Annotated in this window: 16 protein-coding genes; 12 read left to right on the plus strand and 4 right to left on the minus strand. The window is 55.4% G+C overall.

Features of this window, described 5'->3' with window-relative positions:
• Positions 1-10 precede the first annotated feature (10 nt).
• The 9 genes from zapE to FHI25_RS19600 all read left to right on the plus strand — a co-directional run bounded on the left by zapE (position 11) and on the right by FHI25_RS19600 (position 11355).
• Positions 11-112 (plus strand): AFG1/ZapE family ATPase, encoded by a 102-nt coding sequence (gene zapE / locus FHI25_RS20825; protein WP_349238040.1) that lies wholly within the window; start codon positions 11-13, stop codon positions 110-112.
• Positions 113-743: 631 nt separating this feature from the next.
• On the plus strand, positions 744-1694 hold the full coding sequence (gene mdh, locus FHI25_RS19565; protein WP_008889741.1) for a malate dehydrogenase: 951 nt from the start codon (positions 744-746) through the stop codon (positions 1692-1694).
• Positions 1695-1834: 140 nt separating this feature from the next.
• On the plus strand, positions 1835-3064 hold the full coding sequence (gene sucC, locus FHI25_RS19570; protein ID WP_255356213.1) for an ADP-forming succinate--CoA ligase subunit beta: 1230 nt from the start codon (positions 1835-1837) through the stop codon (positions 3062-3064).
• Between the two features lie 2 nt (positions 3065-3066).
• A complete protein-coding gene (sucD, locus tag FHI25_RS19575; protein WP_008889739.1) occupies positions 3067-3942 on the plus strand; it encodes a succinate--CoA ligase subunit alpha in 876 nt (291 codons plus the stop codon).
• A 70-nt stretch (positions 3943-4012) separates the two neighbouring features.
• Positions 4013-6925: a 2-oxoglutarate dehydrogenase E1 component gene (locus tag FHI25_RS19580; RefSeq protein WP_210520685.1), complete on the plus strand. Its 2913-nt coding sequence runs from the start codon at positions 4013-4015 to the stop codon at positions 6923-6925.
• Between the two features lie 105 nt (positions 6926-7030).
• Positions 7031-8305, plus strand: a complete 1275-nt coding sequence (odhB, locus tag FHI25_RS19585) for a 2-oxoglutarate dehydrogenase complex dihydrolipoyllysine-residue succinyltransferase (RefSeq protein WP_210520687.1) — start codon at positions 7031-7033, stop codon at positions 8303-8305.
• Positions 8306-8329: 24 nt separating this feature from the next.
• Positions 8330-9736: a dihydrolipoyl dehydrogenase gene (gene lpdA / locus FHI25_RS19590; protein ID WP_210520690.1), complete on the plus strand. Its 1407-nt coding sequence runs from the start codon at positions 8330-8332 to the stop codon at positions 9734-9736.
• 189 nt (positions 9737-9925) lie between these two features.
• Positions 9926-10372 carry a methylglyoxal synthase gene (locus FHI25_RS19595; RefSeq protein ID WP_008889735.1) on the plus strand — a complete coding sequence of 149 codons (447 nt, stop codon included), beginning with the start codon at positions 9926-9928 and terminating at the stop codon, positions 10370-10372.
• Between the two features lie 56 nt (positions 10373-10428).
• Positions 10429-11355, plus strand: a complete 927-nt coding sequence (locus FHI25_RS19600) for an AEC family transporter (RefSeq protein WP_210520692.1) — start codon at positions 10429-10431, stop codon at positions 11353-11355.
• On the opposite strand, the gene FHI25_RS19605 is transcribed toward FHI25_RS19600, so the two are convergent.
• On the minus strand, positions 11302-12090 hold the full coding sequence (locus FHI25_RS19605; protein WP_246879240.1) for an RluA family pseudouridine synthase: 789 nt from the start codon (positions 12088-12090) through the stop codon (positions 11302-11304). The genes FHI25_RS19600 and FHI25_RS19605 overlap by 54 nt on opposite strands.
• 152 nt (positions 12091-12242) lie before the next feature.
• Here FHI25_RS19605 and FHI25_RS19610 point away from each other — a divergent pair, with 152 nt between their 5' ends.
• Genes FHI25_RS19610 through FHI25_RS19620 form a run of 3 tightly spaced genes read left to right on the plus strand, consistent with a single transcriptional unit; the run spans position 12243 to position 14256 of the window.
• Entirely contained in the window at positions 12243-13049 is an 807-nt protein-coding gene (locus FHI25_RS19610; RefSeq protein WP_246879241.1) for a DUF6134 family protein, read from the plus strand.
• A complete protein-coding gene (locus tag FHI25_RS19615) occupies positions 13046-13807 on the plus strand; it encodes an SDR family NAD(P)-dependent oxidoreductase (protein WP_210520697.1) in 762 nt (253 codons plus the stop codon). The genes FHI25_RS19610 and FHI25_RS19615 overlap by 4 nt, the downstream gene beginning before the upstream one ends.
• Before the next feature lie 2 nt (positions 13808-13809).
• Positions 13810-14256 carry a nuclear transport factor 2 family protein gene (locus FHI25_RS19620; RefSeq protein ID WP_210520699.1) on the plus strand — a complete coding sequence of 149 codons (447 nt, stop codon included), beginning with the start codon at positions 13810-13812 and terminating at the stop codon, positions 14254-14256.
• On the opposite strand, the gene FHI25_RS19625 is transcribed toward FHI25_RS19620, so the two are convergent.
• The 3 genes from FHI25_RS19625 to FHI25_RS19635 form a co-directional block, all read right to left on the minus strand.
• Positions 14219-14710: a DUF3833 domain-containing protein gene (locus FHI25_RS19625; protein ID WP_008889729.1), complete on the minus strand. Its 492-nt coding sequence runs from the start codon at positions 14708-14710 to the stop codon at positions 14219-14221. The genes FHI25_RS19620 and FHI25_RS19625 overlap by 38 nt on opposite strands.
• A gap of 87 nt (positions 14711-14797) precedes the next feature.
• Complete coding sequence (locus FHI25_RS19630; protein ID WP_210520705.1) at positions 14798-16138, minus strand: MFS transporter; 1341 nt, start codon at positions 16136-16138, stop codon at positions 14798-14800.
• Positions 16125-17402 carry a cyclopropane-fatty-acyl-phospholipid synthase family protein gene (locus tag FHI25_RS19635; protein WP_210520707.1) on the minus strand — a complete coding sequence of 426 codons (1278 nt, stop codon included), beginning with the start codon at positions 17400-17402 and terminating at the stop codon, positions 16125-16127. The genes FHI25_RS19630 and FHI25_RS19635 overlap by 14 nt, the downstream gene beginning before the upstream one ends.
• Position 17403: the final 1 nt, after the last annotated feature.

A 17403-nucleotide genomic window follows, 5' to 3' on the forward strand; every position in this document is an offset into this window, starting at 1 on the left:
TCCGACCGAGATCTACACCGACGGTGATTACTCATTCGAATTCCAGCGCACGGTGTCGCGCATGACCGAAATGCGCAGTCAGGAATATCTCGATATGGCGCACCTGACCTGACGGCTTTCAAAACGCCAGAATGGCGGATCATAACGGCAGTTGTGATCCCACCTTTGACGTACCTTTTTCGGACGATCTGCCAGCGATAGCGTAGCCTGTGGAAAACGACTCCATACACGTCACTTTAAAATCGTCGCAATTATTCGCCATATGAGCGCTTATCATCGCGCGATTCTTGCGTTTGACGCAGGGGAAACGAAGCTTCACGCAAAAATCGTCATATATTGGATTTCACGTCCCCGTCCCGACCGCATGGCTGATGGCCGTTTCCTGCAATGCTGCGCCAGTGTAATCCTGTTCATACGCACGAATTCGCAGCAAAGGGGCGCACTGCCTTTCATTTAGGCAGGCCGCAATCGTAAACCAGCTTTGGTTTTGCTGCGCATTAGCCCATGTTCGCATCTGCAACGTGAATGGTTTTTAAGCGTTTAGACCATAGTTGCAATAAACCGCGAAGCGGCGGTTTTCCTCGTAAAAACAGTGGGGTTTCCCCTTGTCATTCGTGGCGATTCAGTTTACGACACTCGGTGTTTACGAACGATTATTTCGCGTTCGCAGGTTTAAATTTTCAATCGCGCTCCCAAGTTGAGTTTCGACCCCCAGGAAGCGCAATAGGGAAGAAGGTAACGGAATGGCCCGCAACAAGATCGCGCTCGTCGGTGCCGGCAATATTGGTGGCACGCTTGCTCACCTCGTCGGTCTCAAAGAGCTTGGCGACGTCGTCCTTTTCGACATCGTTGATGGCATGCCACAGGGCAAGTCGCTCGACATTGCTGAATCCTCCCCCGTCGACATGTTTGATGCCGACCTCAAGGGTACCAGTGACTACAAAGACATCGCAGGCGCTGATGTCGTCATCGTCACCGCCGGTGTTGCTCGCAAGCCGGGCATGAGCCGCGATGACCTGATTGGTATCAACACCAAAGTCATGACCCAGGTTGGTCAGGGCATCAAGGAACACGCTCCGAACGCATTCGTCATCGTCATTACCAACCCGCTTGATGCGATGGTTTGGGTAATGCAGCAGGCAACCGGCTTCGATCCGAAGAAAGTTGTCGGCATGGCTGGCGTTCTGGACTCGGCCCGCTTCCGTTACTTCCTCGCAGAAGAATTCAACGTCTCGGTCAAAGACGTTACCGCCTTTGTCCTTGGCGGCCACGGCGATACCATGGTCCCGTCGATCCGTTATTCGACCGTTGCCGGTATCCCGGTTCCGGATCTGATCAAAATGGGCTGGACCACGCAGGAAAAGATCGACGAGATCGTGCAGCGCACCCGTGACGGTGGCGCCGAAATCGTTGCCCTGCTCAAAACCGGTTCTGCTTTCTACGCCCCGGCTGCTTCGGCAATCGCGATGGCGGAAAGCTACCTCAAAGACCAGAAGCGCGTCATGCCGGTTGCTGCTTACCTGAGCGGCGAATACGGTGTTGACGGTCTTTATGTTGGTGTCCCGGTTGTTCTGGGTGCCAACGGTGTAGAACGCATCGTCGAGATCAATCTTGATGAGTCCGAAAAAGCAAACTTCGACAATTCCGTGAACGCTGTTCGCGGCCTCGTCGAAGCTGCAAAGGGCATGCTCTAAGAACGCGAAACGGGCTGGTCAGTGACCGGCCCGTTTTTCAATCATTGTTGTTATTCAAACTTCAATGATCGCGGCCTCTTAACAAAGTCCCTCCCGCTCGTTACAGGGACATTGAAATCCAGATTTCTGACCCACCGGAAATCGTACGGAAGGCAAGAAAGCGACCGAACATGAATATTCATGAGTACCAGGCGAAAGAAATTCTTCGCAAATACGGTGTGACCGTGCCGAACGGCAAGGTTGCATATACCGCTCAGGAAGCCATCGAAGCTGCCCAGTCCCAGGCTGGCCCGGTTTACGTGGTAAAATCCCAGATCCATGCAGGTGGCCGCGGTAAAGGCACCTTCAAGGAAGCCAAGGCAGGTGACAAAGGCGGCGTTCGCGTCGTCAAGAGCCCGGAAGAAGTCGGCACCAATGCCGAACAGATGCTCGGCTCCACGCTGGTTACCCACCAGACCGGCCCGGATGGCAAAGAAGTCAAACGCGTTTACATCGAAGAAGGCTGCGATATCGCACGCGAACTGTATCTTTCGGTTCTCGTCGACCGCGCTTGCTCGCGCGTGATCTTCATGGCGTCGACCGAAGGCGGCATGGACATTGAAGAAGTTGCAGAAGCAACCCCGGAAAAGATCGTCACTGTCGAGATCGATCCGGCGGCTGGTTTCTCTGGCTTCCACGGTCGCAAACTGGCGTTTGCACTCGGCCTCGAAGGCAAGCAGGTTTCCAAAGCTGTCAAATTCATGACCGCGATGTACCAGTGCTTCCTCGATACCGATGCTGCCATGGTTGAAATCAACCCGCTGGTTGTTACCGGCGACGGCGACATCATTGCGCTTGATTGCAAAATGAACTTCGACGACAACGCGCTGTTCCGTCATCCGGACATCGAAGAACTGCGTGACGAAGACGAAGAAAACCCGGCCGAACTCGAAGCTGCAAAACACAGCCTCAACTACATCAAGCTCGATGGCACCATCGGCTGCATGGTCAACGGCGCGGGCCTTGCCATGGCAACCATGGACATCATCAAGCTTTATGGTGGCGCACCGGCTAACTTCCTTGACGTTGGTGGCGGCGCAACCAAAGAACGCGTGACCACCGCCTTCAAGCTGATCCTGTCGGATCCGAATGTCGAAGGCATCCTGGTCAACATCTTTGGTGGCATCATGCGTTGTGACGTGATCGCAGACGGCGTTGTGGCAGCAGCCCGCGAAGTCAGCCTGAACGTTCCGCTGGTCGTTCGCCTTGAAGGTACCAATGTCGAACTTGGCAAGAAGATCCTCGAAGAATCGGGTCTGCCGATTGTTTCGGCTGACAACCTTGCCGATGCCGCCGAGAAGGTGGTCAAAGCTGTGAAGGAGGCCGCGTAACTATGGCTGTTCTCGTCGATAAAAACACCAAAGTTATCTGCCAGGGTTTCACTGGTTCGCAGGGTACTTTCCACAGCGAACAGGCACTGGCATACGGCACCAAAATGGTTGGCGGTGTTACCCCGGGTAAAGGCGGCACCAAGCACCTTGACCTGCCGGTTTTCAACACTGTTGAAGAAGCGGTACATGTCACCGGCGCCAATGCCTCGGTTATCTATGTTCCGCCGCCCTTCGCAGCAGACGCAATCCTTGAAGCCATCGACGCCAAAGTCGAACTGGCTGTTTGCATCACCGAAGGTATTCCGGTTGCTGACATGGTCCGCGTCAAGCGCGCGCTCGACGGTTCGTCGACCCGCCTGATCGGCCCGAACTGCCCGGGTATCATTACCCCGGACGAATGCAAGATCGGCATCATGCCGGGTCACATTCACCGCCGCGGTAAAATCGGTATCGTTTCGCGTTCCGGTACGCTCACCTACGAAGCAGTTGCGCAGACCACGGCCGCTGGCCTTGGTCAGTCGACCTGTATCGGTATTGGTGGTGACCCGGTCAATGGCACCAACTTCATCGACTGCCTCGACCTGTTCCTGAAGGATCCGGAAACCGAAGGCATCATCATGATCGGTGAGATCGGCGGCTCGGCCGAGGAAGAAGCATGTGAATTCCTGCAGGCTTCCAAAGTCAAGAAACCGGTTGCCGGCTTCATCGCCGGTGTTACCGCACCTCCGGGTAAACGCATGGGCCATGCCGGTGCGATCATTTCCGGCGGCAAAGGTACGGCCGATGCGAAAATGGAAGCCATGCGCAGTGCTGGCGTTCTTGTTGCCGATTCCCCGGCAAGCCTCGGCTCGACCATGCTGAAGGCTTTGAAGGGCTAATCTGGGTAGTCAGAGGAAAGGCAAGGGGGGGCGTGGTCCTTCTTGGGGACCATGCCTTCCAAGACCACAAATGAAACCTCAAGATCTCGACACGATTCTGAACGAGTCGAACGCAACCTACATCGCTGAACTTTATGCCCGGTATCTGGAAAGCCCGTCTGCGGTTGACCAGAGCTGGGCTGAGTTTTTTGACGGGTTGCAGGACGACGCCTCCGAAATCCTCGCAGAAATGCGCGGGCCGAGCTGGCAGCCACGGGAAACCAAGGTTGTTGGCGGCATGGAGGGATACGACGTCTCACAGGGGCATGCCGAACGCCCGGCCCAGATGGGCTATGCACCGGCACCTCATGCAGCACCCACGGCTGGTCAGGTAAATTCTGATGCCATCCGCGCTGCCGCCAATGATTCCATTCGGGCTCTGATGCTGATCCGCTCCTTCCGGGTACGCGGCCATCTTGAAGCGAACCTGGATCCGCTGGGCCTTGCACCGCGTGAACCGCATCCGGAACTTGATCCGAAGACCTATGGCTTTACCGAAGCCGACATGGATCGTCCGATCTTCATCGCCAATGTTCTTGGCCTTGAAACCGCGACCATCCGTCAGATCGTCTCGCTGGCACGCAAAACCTATTGCGGGTCGATCGGTATCGAATTCATGCATATCCAGGAACCTGAACAGAAATCCTGGATTCAGCAGCGTATCGAAAGCATCGGCAACCAGACGCAGTTCACCACCCGTGGCAAGGAAGCCATCCTTGAGCGTCTGATCGAAGCCGAAGGTTTCGAAAACTATCTTCACACCAAATATGTCGGCACCAAGCGTTTCGGTATTGATGGTGGCGAAGCCCTGATGCCGGCTCTCGAACAAATCCTCAAACGCGGTAGCCAGCTTGGCATCCGCGAGGTTGTGTTCGGCATGCCGCACCGTGGTCGTCTGAACGTTCTTGCCAACGTCATGAGCAAGCCGTTCCAGGCGATCTTCTCGGAATTCATGGGCAACCCGTCCAAGCCGGACGACGTGATGGGCTCGGGTGACGTTAAATATCACCTTGGTACTTCCGCCGACCGCGAATTTGACGGCAACGTTGTTCACCTGTCGCTGACGGCAAACCCGTCGCACCTTGAAGCGGTGAACACGGTTGTTCTTGGTAAGGTCCGCGCCAAGCAGGCCCAGCGCAAAGACACCAATCGCGAGCAGGTTATGGGTATCCTCCTGCACGGTGATGCGGCCTTTGCCGGTCAGGGTCTTGTGGCGGAAACCTTCGATCTGTCGCACCTCAAAGGCTACCGTACCGGTGGTACGATCCACTTTGTGGTCAACAACCAGATCGGTTTCACGACCAAACCGACCGATTCCCGTTCTTCGCCTTACTGCTCGGACATTGCCAAGGTCGTTCAGGCTCCGATCCTGCACGTCAATGGCGACGATCCCGAAGCTGTGGTTCATGCGGCCCGCATCGCGACCGAATTCCGTCAGGAATTCAAGCAGGACGTCGTTATCGACATGTTCTGCTATCGCCGCTTTGGTCACAACGAAAGCGACGAGCCGGCATTCACCCAGCCAAAGATGTACGACGTGATCGGCAAACACCCGACCACCAAGGACATCTATGCCCAGCAGCTGGTCAAGGAAGGTCTTCTGAGCGAAGAACGCATCAAGGAACTGGACAAGTCGTTCCAGGACTACCTTGATGAAGAGTTCAAGGCATCGGAAAACTACCGTCCGAACAAGGCTGACTGGCTTGAAGGCAAATGGTCGGGTCTTGCATCCTCGCATGGTGAAGATGCCGACTGGATCGGTAAAACCGGCGTTGAAAACGACCTGCTGCAGGAAGTCGGCCGCGCGCTTTCGACCCCGCCGAGCGACTTTGACATCAACCGCAAAATCCTTCGTCAGTTGAAGGCCAAAGCGAAGATGTTCGAAACCGGCGAAGGTATTGATTGGGCAACCGCCGAGGCCCTGGCATTCGGAACCCTGATGTGCGAAGGCACGCCGGTTCGTCTGTCGGGTCAGGATTGCCAGCGTGGTACGTTCTCGCAGCGTCATGCCAAACTGATCGATCAGACCACCGAAGCAAAATACACCCCGCTTAACAACATCCGTACCGGTCAGGCCGAGCTTGAAGTTCTCAACTCGCCCCTGTCCGAAGCAGGTGTTCTTGGCTTCGAATACGGCATCACCCTTGCAGAACCGCATTCTCTGGTTCTCTGGGAAGCCCAGTTCGGTGATTTTGCCAACGGTGCACAGGTCATCATTGACCAGTTCATCAGCTCGGGCGAAGCCAAATGGCTGCGTATGTCGGGTCTTGTAATGCTGCTGCCGCATGGTTACGAAGGCCAGGGTCCGGAACACAGTTCCGCACGTCTGGAACGTTACCTGCAGCTTTGTGGTGAAAATAACATGCAGGTGGCGAACTGCACGACGCCGGCAAACTATTACCACATCCTGCGCCGTCAGATCCGTCGTTCGTTCCGTAAGCCGCTGATCCTGATGACGCCGAAATCGCTTCTGCGTCACAAACATTGCGTGTCGAACCTGTCCGACTTTGCGACGGGAACGACATTCCTGCCTGTGATCAGCGAAACCGCTAAGCTGGTTGACGACAAGAAGGTCAAACGCGTCGTTCTGTCGTCGGGCAAGGTCTATTACGATCTGCTTGCCGAACGCGAAAACCGTGGCATCGAAGATGTTGCGCTTGTGCGTGTCGAACAGCTTTATCCGTGGCCGGAAAAAGAACTGGCAACGGAACTGGCCAAATACCCGAATGCTGATGTCGTCTGGTGTCAGGAAGAATCGGAAAACATGGGTTCCTGGTTCTTCGTTGATCGCCGGATCGAGGCAACGCTTGCCAGCATCAAGCACAAGGCAGGTCGTCCTGTTTATGTCGGTCGCGCAGCATCTGCTTCGCCGGCAACGGGCCTGCTGAAAGCCCACCTGCGCGAGCAGGCTGAGCTGGTCGACGCGGCACTTAGCGTAAAATAACTTTACCGGACGGGCGAGAAATCGCCCGTCCGCCACGTTCATTTAGATTTCATTCGTATGCTGGCAGACCCACACTGCCTGATTGAAAAAACGGTCGAGGAAAAAATGGCGACTGAAGTTAAAGTTCCCGCACTGGGCGAGTCTGTATCTGAAGCCACGGTGGCAAAATGGTACAAAAAAGTCGGTGATGCTGTTGCAGCCGATGAACCGATTGTCGAACTTGAAACCGACAAGGTCACCGTCGAAGTCAATGCCCCGGTTGCTGGCGCGATTGCCGAGCTGGTCGTTGGCGAAGGCGACGAAGTCGAAGTTGGTGCGCTGATCGCCATGATCAACGAAGGTGCCGAAGGCGCCGCTGCTTCTGATGAACCGGCCAAGGAAGAAGCCCCGGCCGCGAAAAAAGAAGAAGCTCCGGCCAAGAAAGAAGAGCCGAAAGCAGCCCCGGCTGCTGCACCGGCAGAAACGACCGCGTCAAACAGCGACCATCCGCTGGCACCGGCCGTTCGCAAACTGGTCGAAGACAAGAATCTTGATCCGTCCAAAATCCCGGCAACGGGCAAAGACGGCCGCCTGACCAAGGGCGACGTTCTGAACTTCCTCGAAGGCGGCGGATCTGCTTCGCGCGCTGCTGCCCCGGCACCGAGCGCCCCGGCAGCACCGAAACCGGAACGTGAACTGCGTGACGGTGAAGAGCGTGTCAAAATGTCCAAGCTGCGCCAGACCATCGCGCGCCGCCTGAAAGAAGCCCAGAACACTGCGGCCATGCTGACCACTTACAACGAAGTGGACATGACCAACCTTCTGGCTTGCCGTAACAAGTACAAAGACGGTTTCGAGAAGAAACACGGTGTGAAGCTTGGCTTCATGTCCTTCTTCATCAAGGCCTGCACCACGGCGCTCAAAGAATGGCCGGCTGTCAATGCCGAGATCGATGGCAACAGCTTCATCTATAAAAACTACTGCGATATCGGCGTTGCCGTTGGCACCCCGCAGGGTCTGGTTGTTCCGGTCATCCGTTCGGCAGAGGAAAAAACCTTTGCGGATCTGGAAAGCACCATTGTCGATTTCGGCAAGCGTGCACGTGACGGCAAACTGGGCATGGATGAAATGACCGGCGGTTCCTTCACCATCTCCAACGGTGGTGTCTTTGGTTCCCTTCTGTCATCCCCGATCCTGAACGCGCCGCAGTCGGGTATTCTTGGCATGCACAAGACCCAGATGCGTCCGGTCGCAATCGACGGCAAAGTCGAAATTCGTCCGATGATGTATCTCGCCCTTTCCTATGACCACCGTATCATTGACGGCCGTGAAGCCGTTTCCTTCCTGGTACGCGTCAAGGAATGCATCGAGAACCCGGAACGCATTCTGCTCGATATCTGATCAGACAAAAGGATCAAAGAACTCATGAGTGAGAACTACGACGTTGTCGTGATCGGTGGCGGTCCTGGCGGTTATGTTTGCGCCATCCGCGCCGCACAGCTTGGTCTTAAAGTCGCCTGCGTTGAAAAACGCGGCGCACTTGGCGGTACCTGCCTCAATGTGGGCTGCATTCCGTCCAAGGCCCTGCTGCATTCCTCGCACCTGTTCGAAGAAGCGACCGAGCATTTCGATACCCACGGCATCGAAGTCTCCAAGCCGAAGGTCAACATCGAAAAGATGATGGCCCGCAAGGACAAGGTCGTTGACAGCAATGTCAAAGGCATCGAGTTCCTGTTCAAGAAGAACAAGGTTACCTATGTCAAAGGTGCCGGCGAAATCACCTCGCCGACCTCTGTCAAGGTTTCCCTTCTGGATGGCGGCGAAGAAACCCTGAATGCCAAGAACATCGTCATCGCGACGGGTTCGGAAGTCACCCCGCTGCCGGGTGTCGAAATTGACGAAGAAAAAATCGTCTCCTCGACCGGCGCACTGGTTCTTCCGAAAGTGCCGAAAAAGATGGTTGTCATCGGTGCAGGCGTGATCGGTCTGGAACTGGGTTCCGTCTGGCGTCGTCTGGGTGCCGAAGTTACCGTTGTTGAATATCTTGACCGCATTCTGCCGGGCATGGATGGCGAGCTGGTCAAACAGACCCAGCGCATCTTTGCCAAGCAGGGTCTTGAATTCAAACTCGGTCACAAGGTTACCGGTGCCAAGACCACCAAGTCTGGCGTGACCCTGACTGTTGAACCGTCCAAGGGCGGCGATGCAGAAGAACTCAAAGCCGATGTGGTTCTGGTGGCGATTGGTCGCCGTCCGTACACCAAAGGCCTTGGTCTCGACGCTGTCGGTGTTGAACTCGACGATCGTGGTCGTGTCAAAACCGACGAGCATTTCCAGACCAATGTTGGCGGCATCTTTGCGATTGGCGATACCATCGTCGGTCCGATGCTGGCCCACAAGGCTGAGGAAGACGGCGTTGCCCTGGCAGAAATGCTGGCCGGTGAAGAAGGCCATGTCGATTACGGCAAGGTCCCGGGTGTTGTTTACACCTGGCCGGAAGTTGCCGCTGTTGGCAAAACCGAAGAGCAGCTGAAGGAAGAAGGCGCAGACTACAAAGTCGGCAAATTCCCCTTCACCGCAAACGGTCGCGCCAAGGCAATGGAAAGCACCGAGGGCTTTGTCAAAATCATCGAAGACAAGAAAACGCACCGTGTTGTCGGCGCGCATATTGTCGGCCCGGCTGCGGGCGATTTGATTGCCGAAGTGGTTCTGGCGATGGAATACGGCGCATCTGCCGAAGACATCGCACGCACCTGCCACGCCCACCCTGCCCTTGGCGAGTCCGTCAAGGAAGCAGCGCTGGACGCGGACAAACGCGCCATCCACATGTAATCAATCAGTTCTCTGATCTGCAAACGGCCGTCCCATTCACGTGGGACGGCCGTTTTGTTTTGGCCGCCAGAAACGCCTAAGTGCCTACATTTTATCAAGTTTGTGGAATTGTCAGACTTTTGGCAGGTGACGCTGGGGAGCTTTGGGGATTAGTATGACAAAACCTGTTTACTGGCCCGGAGAATGAAAATGGTGCTGTCTGTTGGCGTTGTTGCCCACGACCGTCGCAAACGCGAAATGGCTGACTGGCTGGAAAAACACAAGGATGTATTCGCCAATATGCGTATCTTTGCCACCGGCACCACCGGGCGCGTATTGCAGGAACGGTTTACCGAACTTGATGTACATCCGCTTAAAAGCGGCCCGTTTGGCGGCGATCAGCAATTGGGTTCGATGATTGCGCACGGCGAATTACAGGCCATGTTCTTTTTCACCGACCCGATGACACCCCAGCCCCACGATGTCGACGTCCGTGCCCTGATCCGGCTGGCCAACATGTATGAAGTGCCGATTGCCTGCAATCAAAGCACGGCCGATCTTTTGATCAGCAATCCGAGGTTCGAGGAAATCTGCGAACAATATCGTGACCATTCCCCCGAACAGGTCTTTGCCGATTACAGCAACCGCAAGGTTTAGCTACCACCCCACACAACCCAACAAGACGTTTTCTGCGCCGGAGCGCCCCACCCGCCATGCAGCTCGCCTATGATGTTATCGCCGCGATCTTTCCGATCTTTGCTGCCATTCTGGTTGGCGCGGCCTTAAAGCATTTCCTGATCAAAACCGCCGATATCTGGGCCGGGATTGATCGGCTGACCTATTACCTGTTGCTGCCATCGCTTCTGATCGTCGAGATTTATCGCGCCGATTTTTCCAGCGGCCATGCGGGCACAGCTGTTGGTGTCACCCTTGCGGCGACACTGGGGCTTTCAGCCGCCCTGCTTTTACTGCGCCCGGTGATCACGCGAGACACGCCGCTTTTCACATCCATCTTTCAGGGCTCGGTACGTTACAACAGTTATGTCCTGCTGGCGGTTGCCGATGCGCTTTACGGGGCAGAGGGATTGGCCCTTGCCATCATCTTTGTGGCGGTAATGGTAATCGCCACCAACATGCTGGGTGTTGTGGTTCTAAGTGCCTTTAGCAGTGGCAAAAGCAACCTTAAGCGGATCATTGCAGGCGTTCTGAAAAACCCGATCATTATTGCCGCCGGGGCCGGTGCCATCCTGAATGTGAGTAATATTCACGTTCCGTTGCCAATCGAAAACACCGCCGCCCTGTTCAAGACAGCAGCCCTGCCGCTCAGCCTGCTTTCGGTCGGGGCGGGTTTGCGCTTTGTGATGGATAAAAAGGCCGCGGGCGCGATTGCCCTTGCCACCACCATCAAGCTTGCGGTTTTGCCGGTTATCACCGGCGTCTGCCTGTATCTTGCCGGTGTCGATGGCATGGTTCTGGCGATGGGGGTTCTTTATGCCGGTATGCCATGTGCGGGCAATGCCTATATCCTCGCACGCCAACTCAATGGTGATCCGGAGGCAATGGCATCGATCATCACGCTGGAGACGTTACTCTCCGCCTTCAGCGTCGCTGTCATCGCCGGTATATTGAGCATCAATTGAGCTTGCATGCGCGGCGTACTCTCCATCGTAACCGCATGCTTCGAGCCCCGGACGCATCAGTTCTGGCGGCGGGGCATCGACAATCACCGGTTCACGGTCGGCATGGAACGGAACAATGATCTGGCGCGATAGCAGCATCAGGGTCGGCGGCGCACCAAAGACCGGCAGTTCATCGCCACGGCCATAAAACGGATCGCCGATCACCGGGTGCCCGACATGATCAAGATGCACACGCAACTGATGGGTCCGCCCGGTATGCGGGACAAGTTCCAGCCAGGTGATGTCCTTGCCGTCCGCATCCTTGCCACGGCCCAGCACGGTATATTCGGTTTTTGACGGCTGACCATCTTCATGCACCAGCATCGTCCAGCCGCTTTCATCATTGATCTTGCCAATCGGCGCATCAATGAAACCGTGATCCTCTTCCATCGCACCGCGGACCACCGCCCAATAGGACTTGCCGATTTTCTTTTCGGTGAACAGGCGGGTGATCTTTTTTGACGATTTTGGATGACGGCACAGCAACAGACAGCCCGCCGTATCACGGTCCAGACGGTGTGCAAGTGTCGGTTCAGGCTGAATGCCGAATTTCAGATCCGGCAGATAGGCATCAACATGAAAATAGGTTTTCGGCCCACCATGCGAGGCCAACCCGGGCGGCTTGTTCAGAACAATGATGTTGGAATCGCGGTGCAGAACATGCGCGATCAAGTCGTCTGCAATAGGATGGAGCATGGCGTGGCCTTTCATTTCGGGTTTTGGCCCGTGAGCCCCTGCTTACCCCATCAGACCTTTGCGGGCAATGATCATGACGTTTGATCCGCAGATCACGCCATTGCGTAACAAGAAGGGAGTATTAGTTTTTCAACCTGGCTTTGGTATCAATCATGAAGACATCCATGGCATATCCGGTCAAATCGCTGTTTGGCGCCTGCGCCGTTGCGGGCGGTATCGCGCTGTCTTCCAATGCCTTTGCAGCCGACCCGCAATCATCAACGCAGCCCAACAGCACACCCATTGAGCAAGCGCGCCTTTCCGAGGCATTTGATGGCCCGGAAACGTGCCGCGAATTTGATGCGATCCAGCGATATGGCAATGAGCTTCGCTTTCAGATCCGGCGCAATGACTCCCCGGTTGGGAGCCATGTTGTGCAGTTCAATCAGGGGCGTAATGGCCTGCAGGTGGTTGCCCAAAGCAATATCGATATCAGCTTTTTAGGGTTTAACGCCTATAGCTTTGACTATCGATCCGAAAGCCTGTGGCAAGGTGACCGTCTGGCCGCCCTTTCAGTGCGGGTAGATGATGATGGCGACAAGACAGAGGTGGTCGCCAAACCTGATGCGCAGGGCACACTCGTTGTCAGTGGCCCGGAGGGGAATCAGGCATTGCCAAGCGGGATTTTCCCGACCGATCACTGGCATTGCGGTGTCTTGGGCAGCAAAGCGGTCCTTAATACCATTACCGGCAAGTCAAACACGGTCGATATCAGCGCGAACGAGCCGGAAACGCTGCAAACAACCAACGGCACGTTGCGCGCCACCCGTTTCACCTATGATGGCGAACTTGAAACCACCGCATGGTATGATGCCGACGGCCGCTGGGTCGGTCTTGCCTTCGAGGCACGCGACGGATCGCAGATCACATATCGTTGCATGAATTGCGCGACGCAAACCGCGCAAAAGGATGAGGAATGAAAAAGCAGTTCCAGACCATCTGGATTATCGGGGCGTCTTCAGGGATCGGTGCAGCATTGGCACGCAAACTCCATGAAAACCCGACATCCTCCGCGCAAAAAATCATCATTTCGGCGCGAAATTCCGACAAACTCGATGAACTTGCGGCAGAAATGCCGGGTTTAACCCCTGTACCGGTCGATATTACCGATACAAATGCGGTAAATGGTGCGATTGCCAAGGTCGAAAAGCAGTTTGGCCTGCCTGACCTGGTTGTTTTGGCAGCTGGTATCTATTCCCCGATGAAGCTGAGTGCGTTTTCGGCCGCCACCATCCGCAGTCACGTCGATACCAATTACATGGGCATCGTCAATTGCCTGGAACCGCTTTTGAACAAGATGCGCGCACGCAAATCTGGTGAGATTGCCGTTATGGCGTCGGTGGCAGGTTACCGCGGCCTGCCCAATGCCGCGGCCTACGGCCCGACAAAAGCCGCCCTGATCAATCTGTGTGAATCGCTGCATACCGAACTGAGCGGCAGTGGCGTTTTGCTGCGCGTGATCAATCCGGGATTTGTTAAAACACGGCTGACCGACAAGAACGATTTTGAAATGCCCTATCTGCTCGAACCGGAACAGGCCGCCGATTACATCTATCGCGGGCTTTGCGGCAGTGACAAATTCGAGATTGCCTTCCCGCCCCCATTTGTGCGGCAATTGAAGCTGACCCAAATTCTGCCGTATCCGATTTTCTTCAAACTGATGCGTAAGCTGCTTTGATCATGAACGACATCACCGACGCCAAGCGCCAGTTGCTGGCAACTTACGCAGACTATTACGAGAAACTGTCGCTTGAGACTGTTGATCAGTTAAAGGATCTGGTGACAGACGATTTCGTCTTTTGCGACCCGTTCACGACCGTCAGGGGCCCAGACGCCGTTTGTGCCTATCTGGCCAAGGCGTTTACCGATGCGGATCATCCGTGCTTTATCGTCACTCACCGTGCGATCGATCGGGATCGCGGTTTTTTACGCTGGCGCTTTAGTGCGCGGGTAAAGGTGATCGGCAACTGGGAATTTACCGGCATGTCAGAGGTGACGTTTAACGACGATGGCACGCGCCTGGCATCGCATTTTGATCACTGGGATTCCGGCCAGAACTTCTATGCCAAAATCCCGGTACTGCGCTGGTTTATTCAGCGGCTTGCGCGACGCGTTGGGTCTTTGTGAAAAACAGCGTTACTTCGCCGATCTCAAAGCCCCATTTCTTGACCCGTGCCCGGTTGACCAGAACTCCATCTGGCTGCAGGAACATCCAGTCGTCGAACGTCACACGCCAGGCGCCATCACCGACCTTAAGATCCATATCATAAGACCAGTTCAGGGCATTGCCGTACTGACTGCCAATTGCCTTGCCAACGATATCGTCAGCAAGCCCTTCGTAGCTGTGTTCGTCGGTTTTGCTGATTTTCCAGACACGGCGATCTGTTTCGCCGTCGTCATAGATAAAGTCTTCTTCAAGTGTCAGAACACCATCTTCAACGGTTCCCGTTATTTCGACGGTGAACTGACGACGCAGGGTTCCGAAACGATCTTCGAAAATTCCCCAAGCCCGGCTGTCGCCTTCGAAATAGTCAAACACGTCGAAGCGGGGTTCTTTTTGCGCAAAATCCTGCGGTTTCATCGACCCACATCCGGCTAATAGTACCAAAACAAACAGCGCCATGAAGTTCCGCAGCATCGATTTTCTCCTGTCCTGACAATCCCAAGATCAATCATTGCGGCGTGAAAGGCGCCGACGAATGGCAACCTGATGCGTGCTGTCCAACGGAAAGCGCCACATCATCCCGATTGCTCCTGCCTTCAATACGATGGGGATCACCGCATAGATCAAAACCAGCACAACCAATGCGCCAGTTTTTTCGTCTCCGCCGTCGGTCAGGCCAAATGCCCCCAATATCGGAAAGGCAATCCCGGCGGCAAGCGCCATGGCAAGCTTGTTGGTCATGTTCCAAAGGGCAAATAAAAGGCCTGTGCGTCGCACGCCAAACCGGTAACGATCCCAGTCATCGACATCGGCCTGAATGGCGGGTGGCAAAGCCAGATCCGCGCCCAGTGCCGCCCCGGTAACAAGGCATATGACCGCAAAGGCACCGAAATCCCCGGCATCAAGGATCGGCACAAACGCAAAGGCGACAATCGCCATCACCATGGCAAAACACCAGACGCGGTGCTTGCCAATGCGGCCGGCCATCACAACCCAAAGCGGAATGGCAATGATCGCCGCGGCAAAATAAAGCAGGATCAGGATGTTTTCGCTGTCCTGATCAAGTTCGAGGTAATAGCGCACAAATAACGGAAAACACACGGCCGGCAATCCAGCCGCCAGACCATTGATCATCCATGCCGCAAGCAGACGCAAGAAAAGACCATTGTCACGCAGGCTTCGGGCACTAAGGTGCAAAGTGGCCCAAAGGTTTCCTCTGCCAAATCTCGCTCGGCTAGTGCGTTTATGTTGCGCAACCGGATCGGGTACTTTCCAGACCAGAAGGGCAACAAATACAGCGCCCAGCGTCAATGTCACGGTGGCAAGGGTTTGAATTTCGGCTGCGCGATCCGGCGCATTGATCAGCACCGGAATGGCCCCGGCCAATACAATCCCGATCAAGCCCGCCCCTTCACGAAGGGCGGTAAGCGTTGTGCGTTTTTTGTAATCGCCCGAAAGGTCCGCCCCCCAGGCAAGATAGGGCACCTGAAACATCGTCCAGCCCAGGAACAGCACACTTGCCCAGACAAGGAGATATGTCGCGCTCGGTTGGGATGGCGGGCTGAACAGATACCAAAGCCCGATACCGGCAATCACCGCCCCGGCACCGGTCCAGATTTTGCGATTGCCGGTCTTGTCGGAAAGCCAGCCAACCACGGGGTCCGTCAGCATATCGATCATGCGGACCAGCAACAAAACCACACCCGTGATCGCCAACCCAAGGCCAAGATCATCGCCATAATAGCTAGGCAACAACACATAGGCCGGGATGGTCGGCACAGCTGCTGCCATCGCCGGAAGCGCATAGAGAACCGAAATACGGGTGGGGTATTCAGCCTGTCGCATTTTCGCGATGTTCGATCACGAACAGCCCGACATCGATGGAGCCCTGATCAAATCCGGTTTCGCAGTAGGCAAGGTAGTATTCCCACATGCGTTTGAAACGCAGATCAAATCCCTGCTTGGCAATGCCATCCCAGGCATGCTGGAAGCTGCGCTGCCATTCGGCCAGTGTGCGGGCATAGGATTTGCCGAAGAATTCCGAATGACGCAGCTCAAGCCCGGCGGCATTGACCGCTGCTGACAGCGCGGTTGGCGATGGCAACATGCCACCCGGGAAGATGTAGCGTTGAATGAAATCCGCCCCGCGGCGATAGGTTTCAAACCGGTCATCAGCAATCGTGATGATTTGCAATACCGCCTTGCCGCCCGGTTTCAGGCGTTTGCGGATCATCTCGAAATAGGTTGGCCAGTGTTCTTCACCGACCGCCTCGAACATTTCGATCGAGACGATCTTGTCGTACTGACCTTGTTCATGGCGGTAATCGCGCAGAACGATATCGGTGCGGTCGCTAAGTCCCTGCATCAAAAGGCGTTCACGTGCAAAGGCGTGCTGTTCATTGGACAGGGTCAGACCAGTGACATTGCAACGATACTTGCCGGCTGCAAGTTCGGCAAAGCCGCCCCAGCCGCATCCGACTTCCAGTACATCTTCACCTGATTTAAGGTCGGCAAGTTCGCAAATACGTTCATATTTTGCAGATTGCGCCGCATCCAGGGTCATGTCGGGCGCATTATACAGGCCCGATGAATAGGTCATGCTGGGATCAAGCCACGCTCGATAGAAATCATTGCCGAGGTCATAGTGATAGGCAATGTTGCGCTTTGATCCTTCAAGCGTATTGGCGTTGCGCAGATGTCCGATCCGCGCCACCGTACGTGCCAGAAATCCTGCAGCCAGACGGGCCCGCACGATCGTTTCATTGTGCATGGCAAAGTGCATCAGATGCGTCAGATCAGGGCTGCTCCAACTGCCATCCATATAGGCCTCGGCAAAGGCAACATCCCCGCCCGTTGCCAGTTTTCGGATTGCCTGCCAGTCGTGGATATGGATGGCCGCGCGCAGATTGGTTTCATGTTCGCCGGAAAAATGCAGGGTGTCGTTATCGGGCAAAACAATGGTCAAACGACCGTAATGTAGATGCGCCAGAACGCGCTTGAGCATCGCCTTTAGAAGGCTGCGGCTGCCGGTCATGCTGCCCAGCATTGGCAGAATGCGGTCACGCAGTGAAAAGGCGGAAACGGATGCATTACGATTGCGGTTTGGCATT

Source organism: Thalassospira sp. ER-Se-21-Dark (assembly GCF_017922435.1).
In the GTDB taxonomy this organism is placed as follows: domain Bacteria; phylum Pseudomonadota; class Alphaproteobacteria; order Rhodospirillales; family Thalassospiraceae; genus Thalassospira.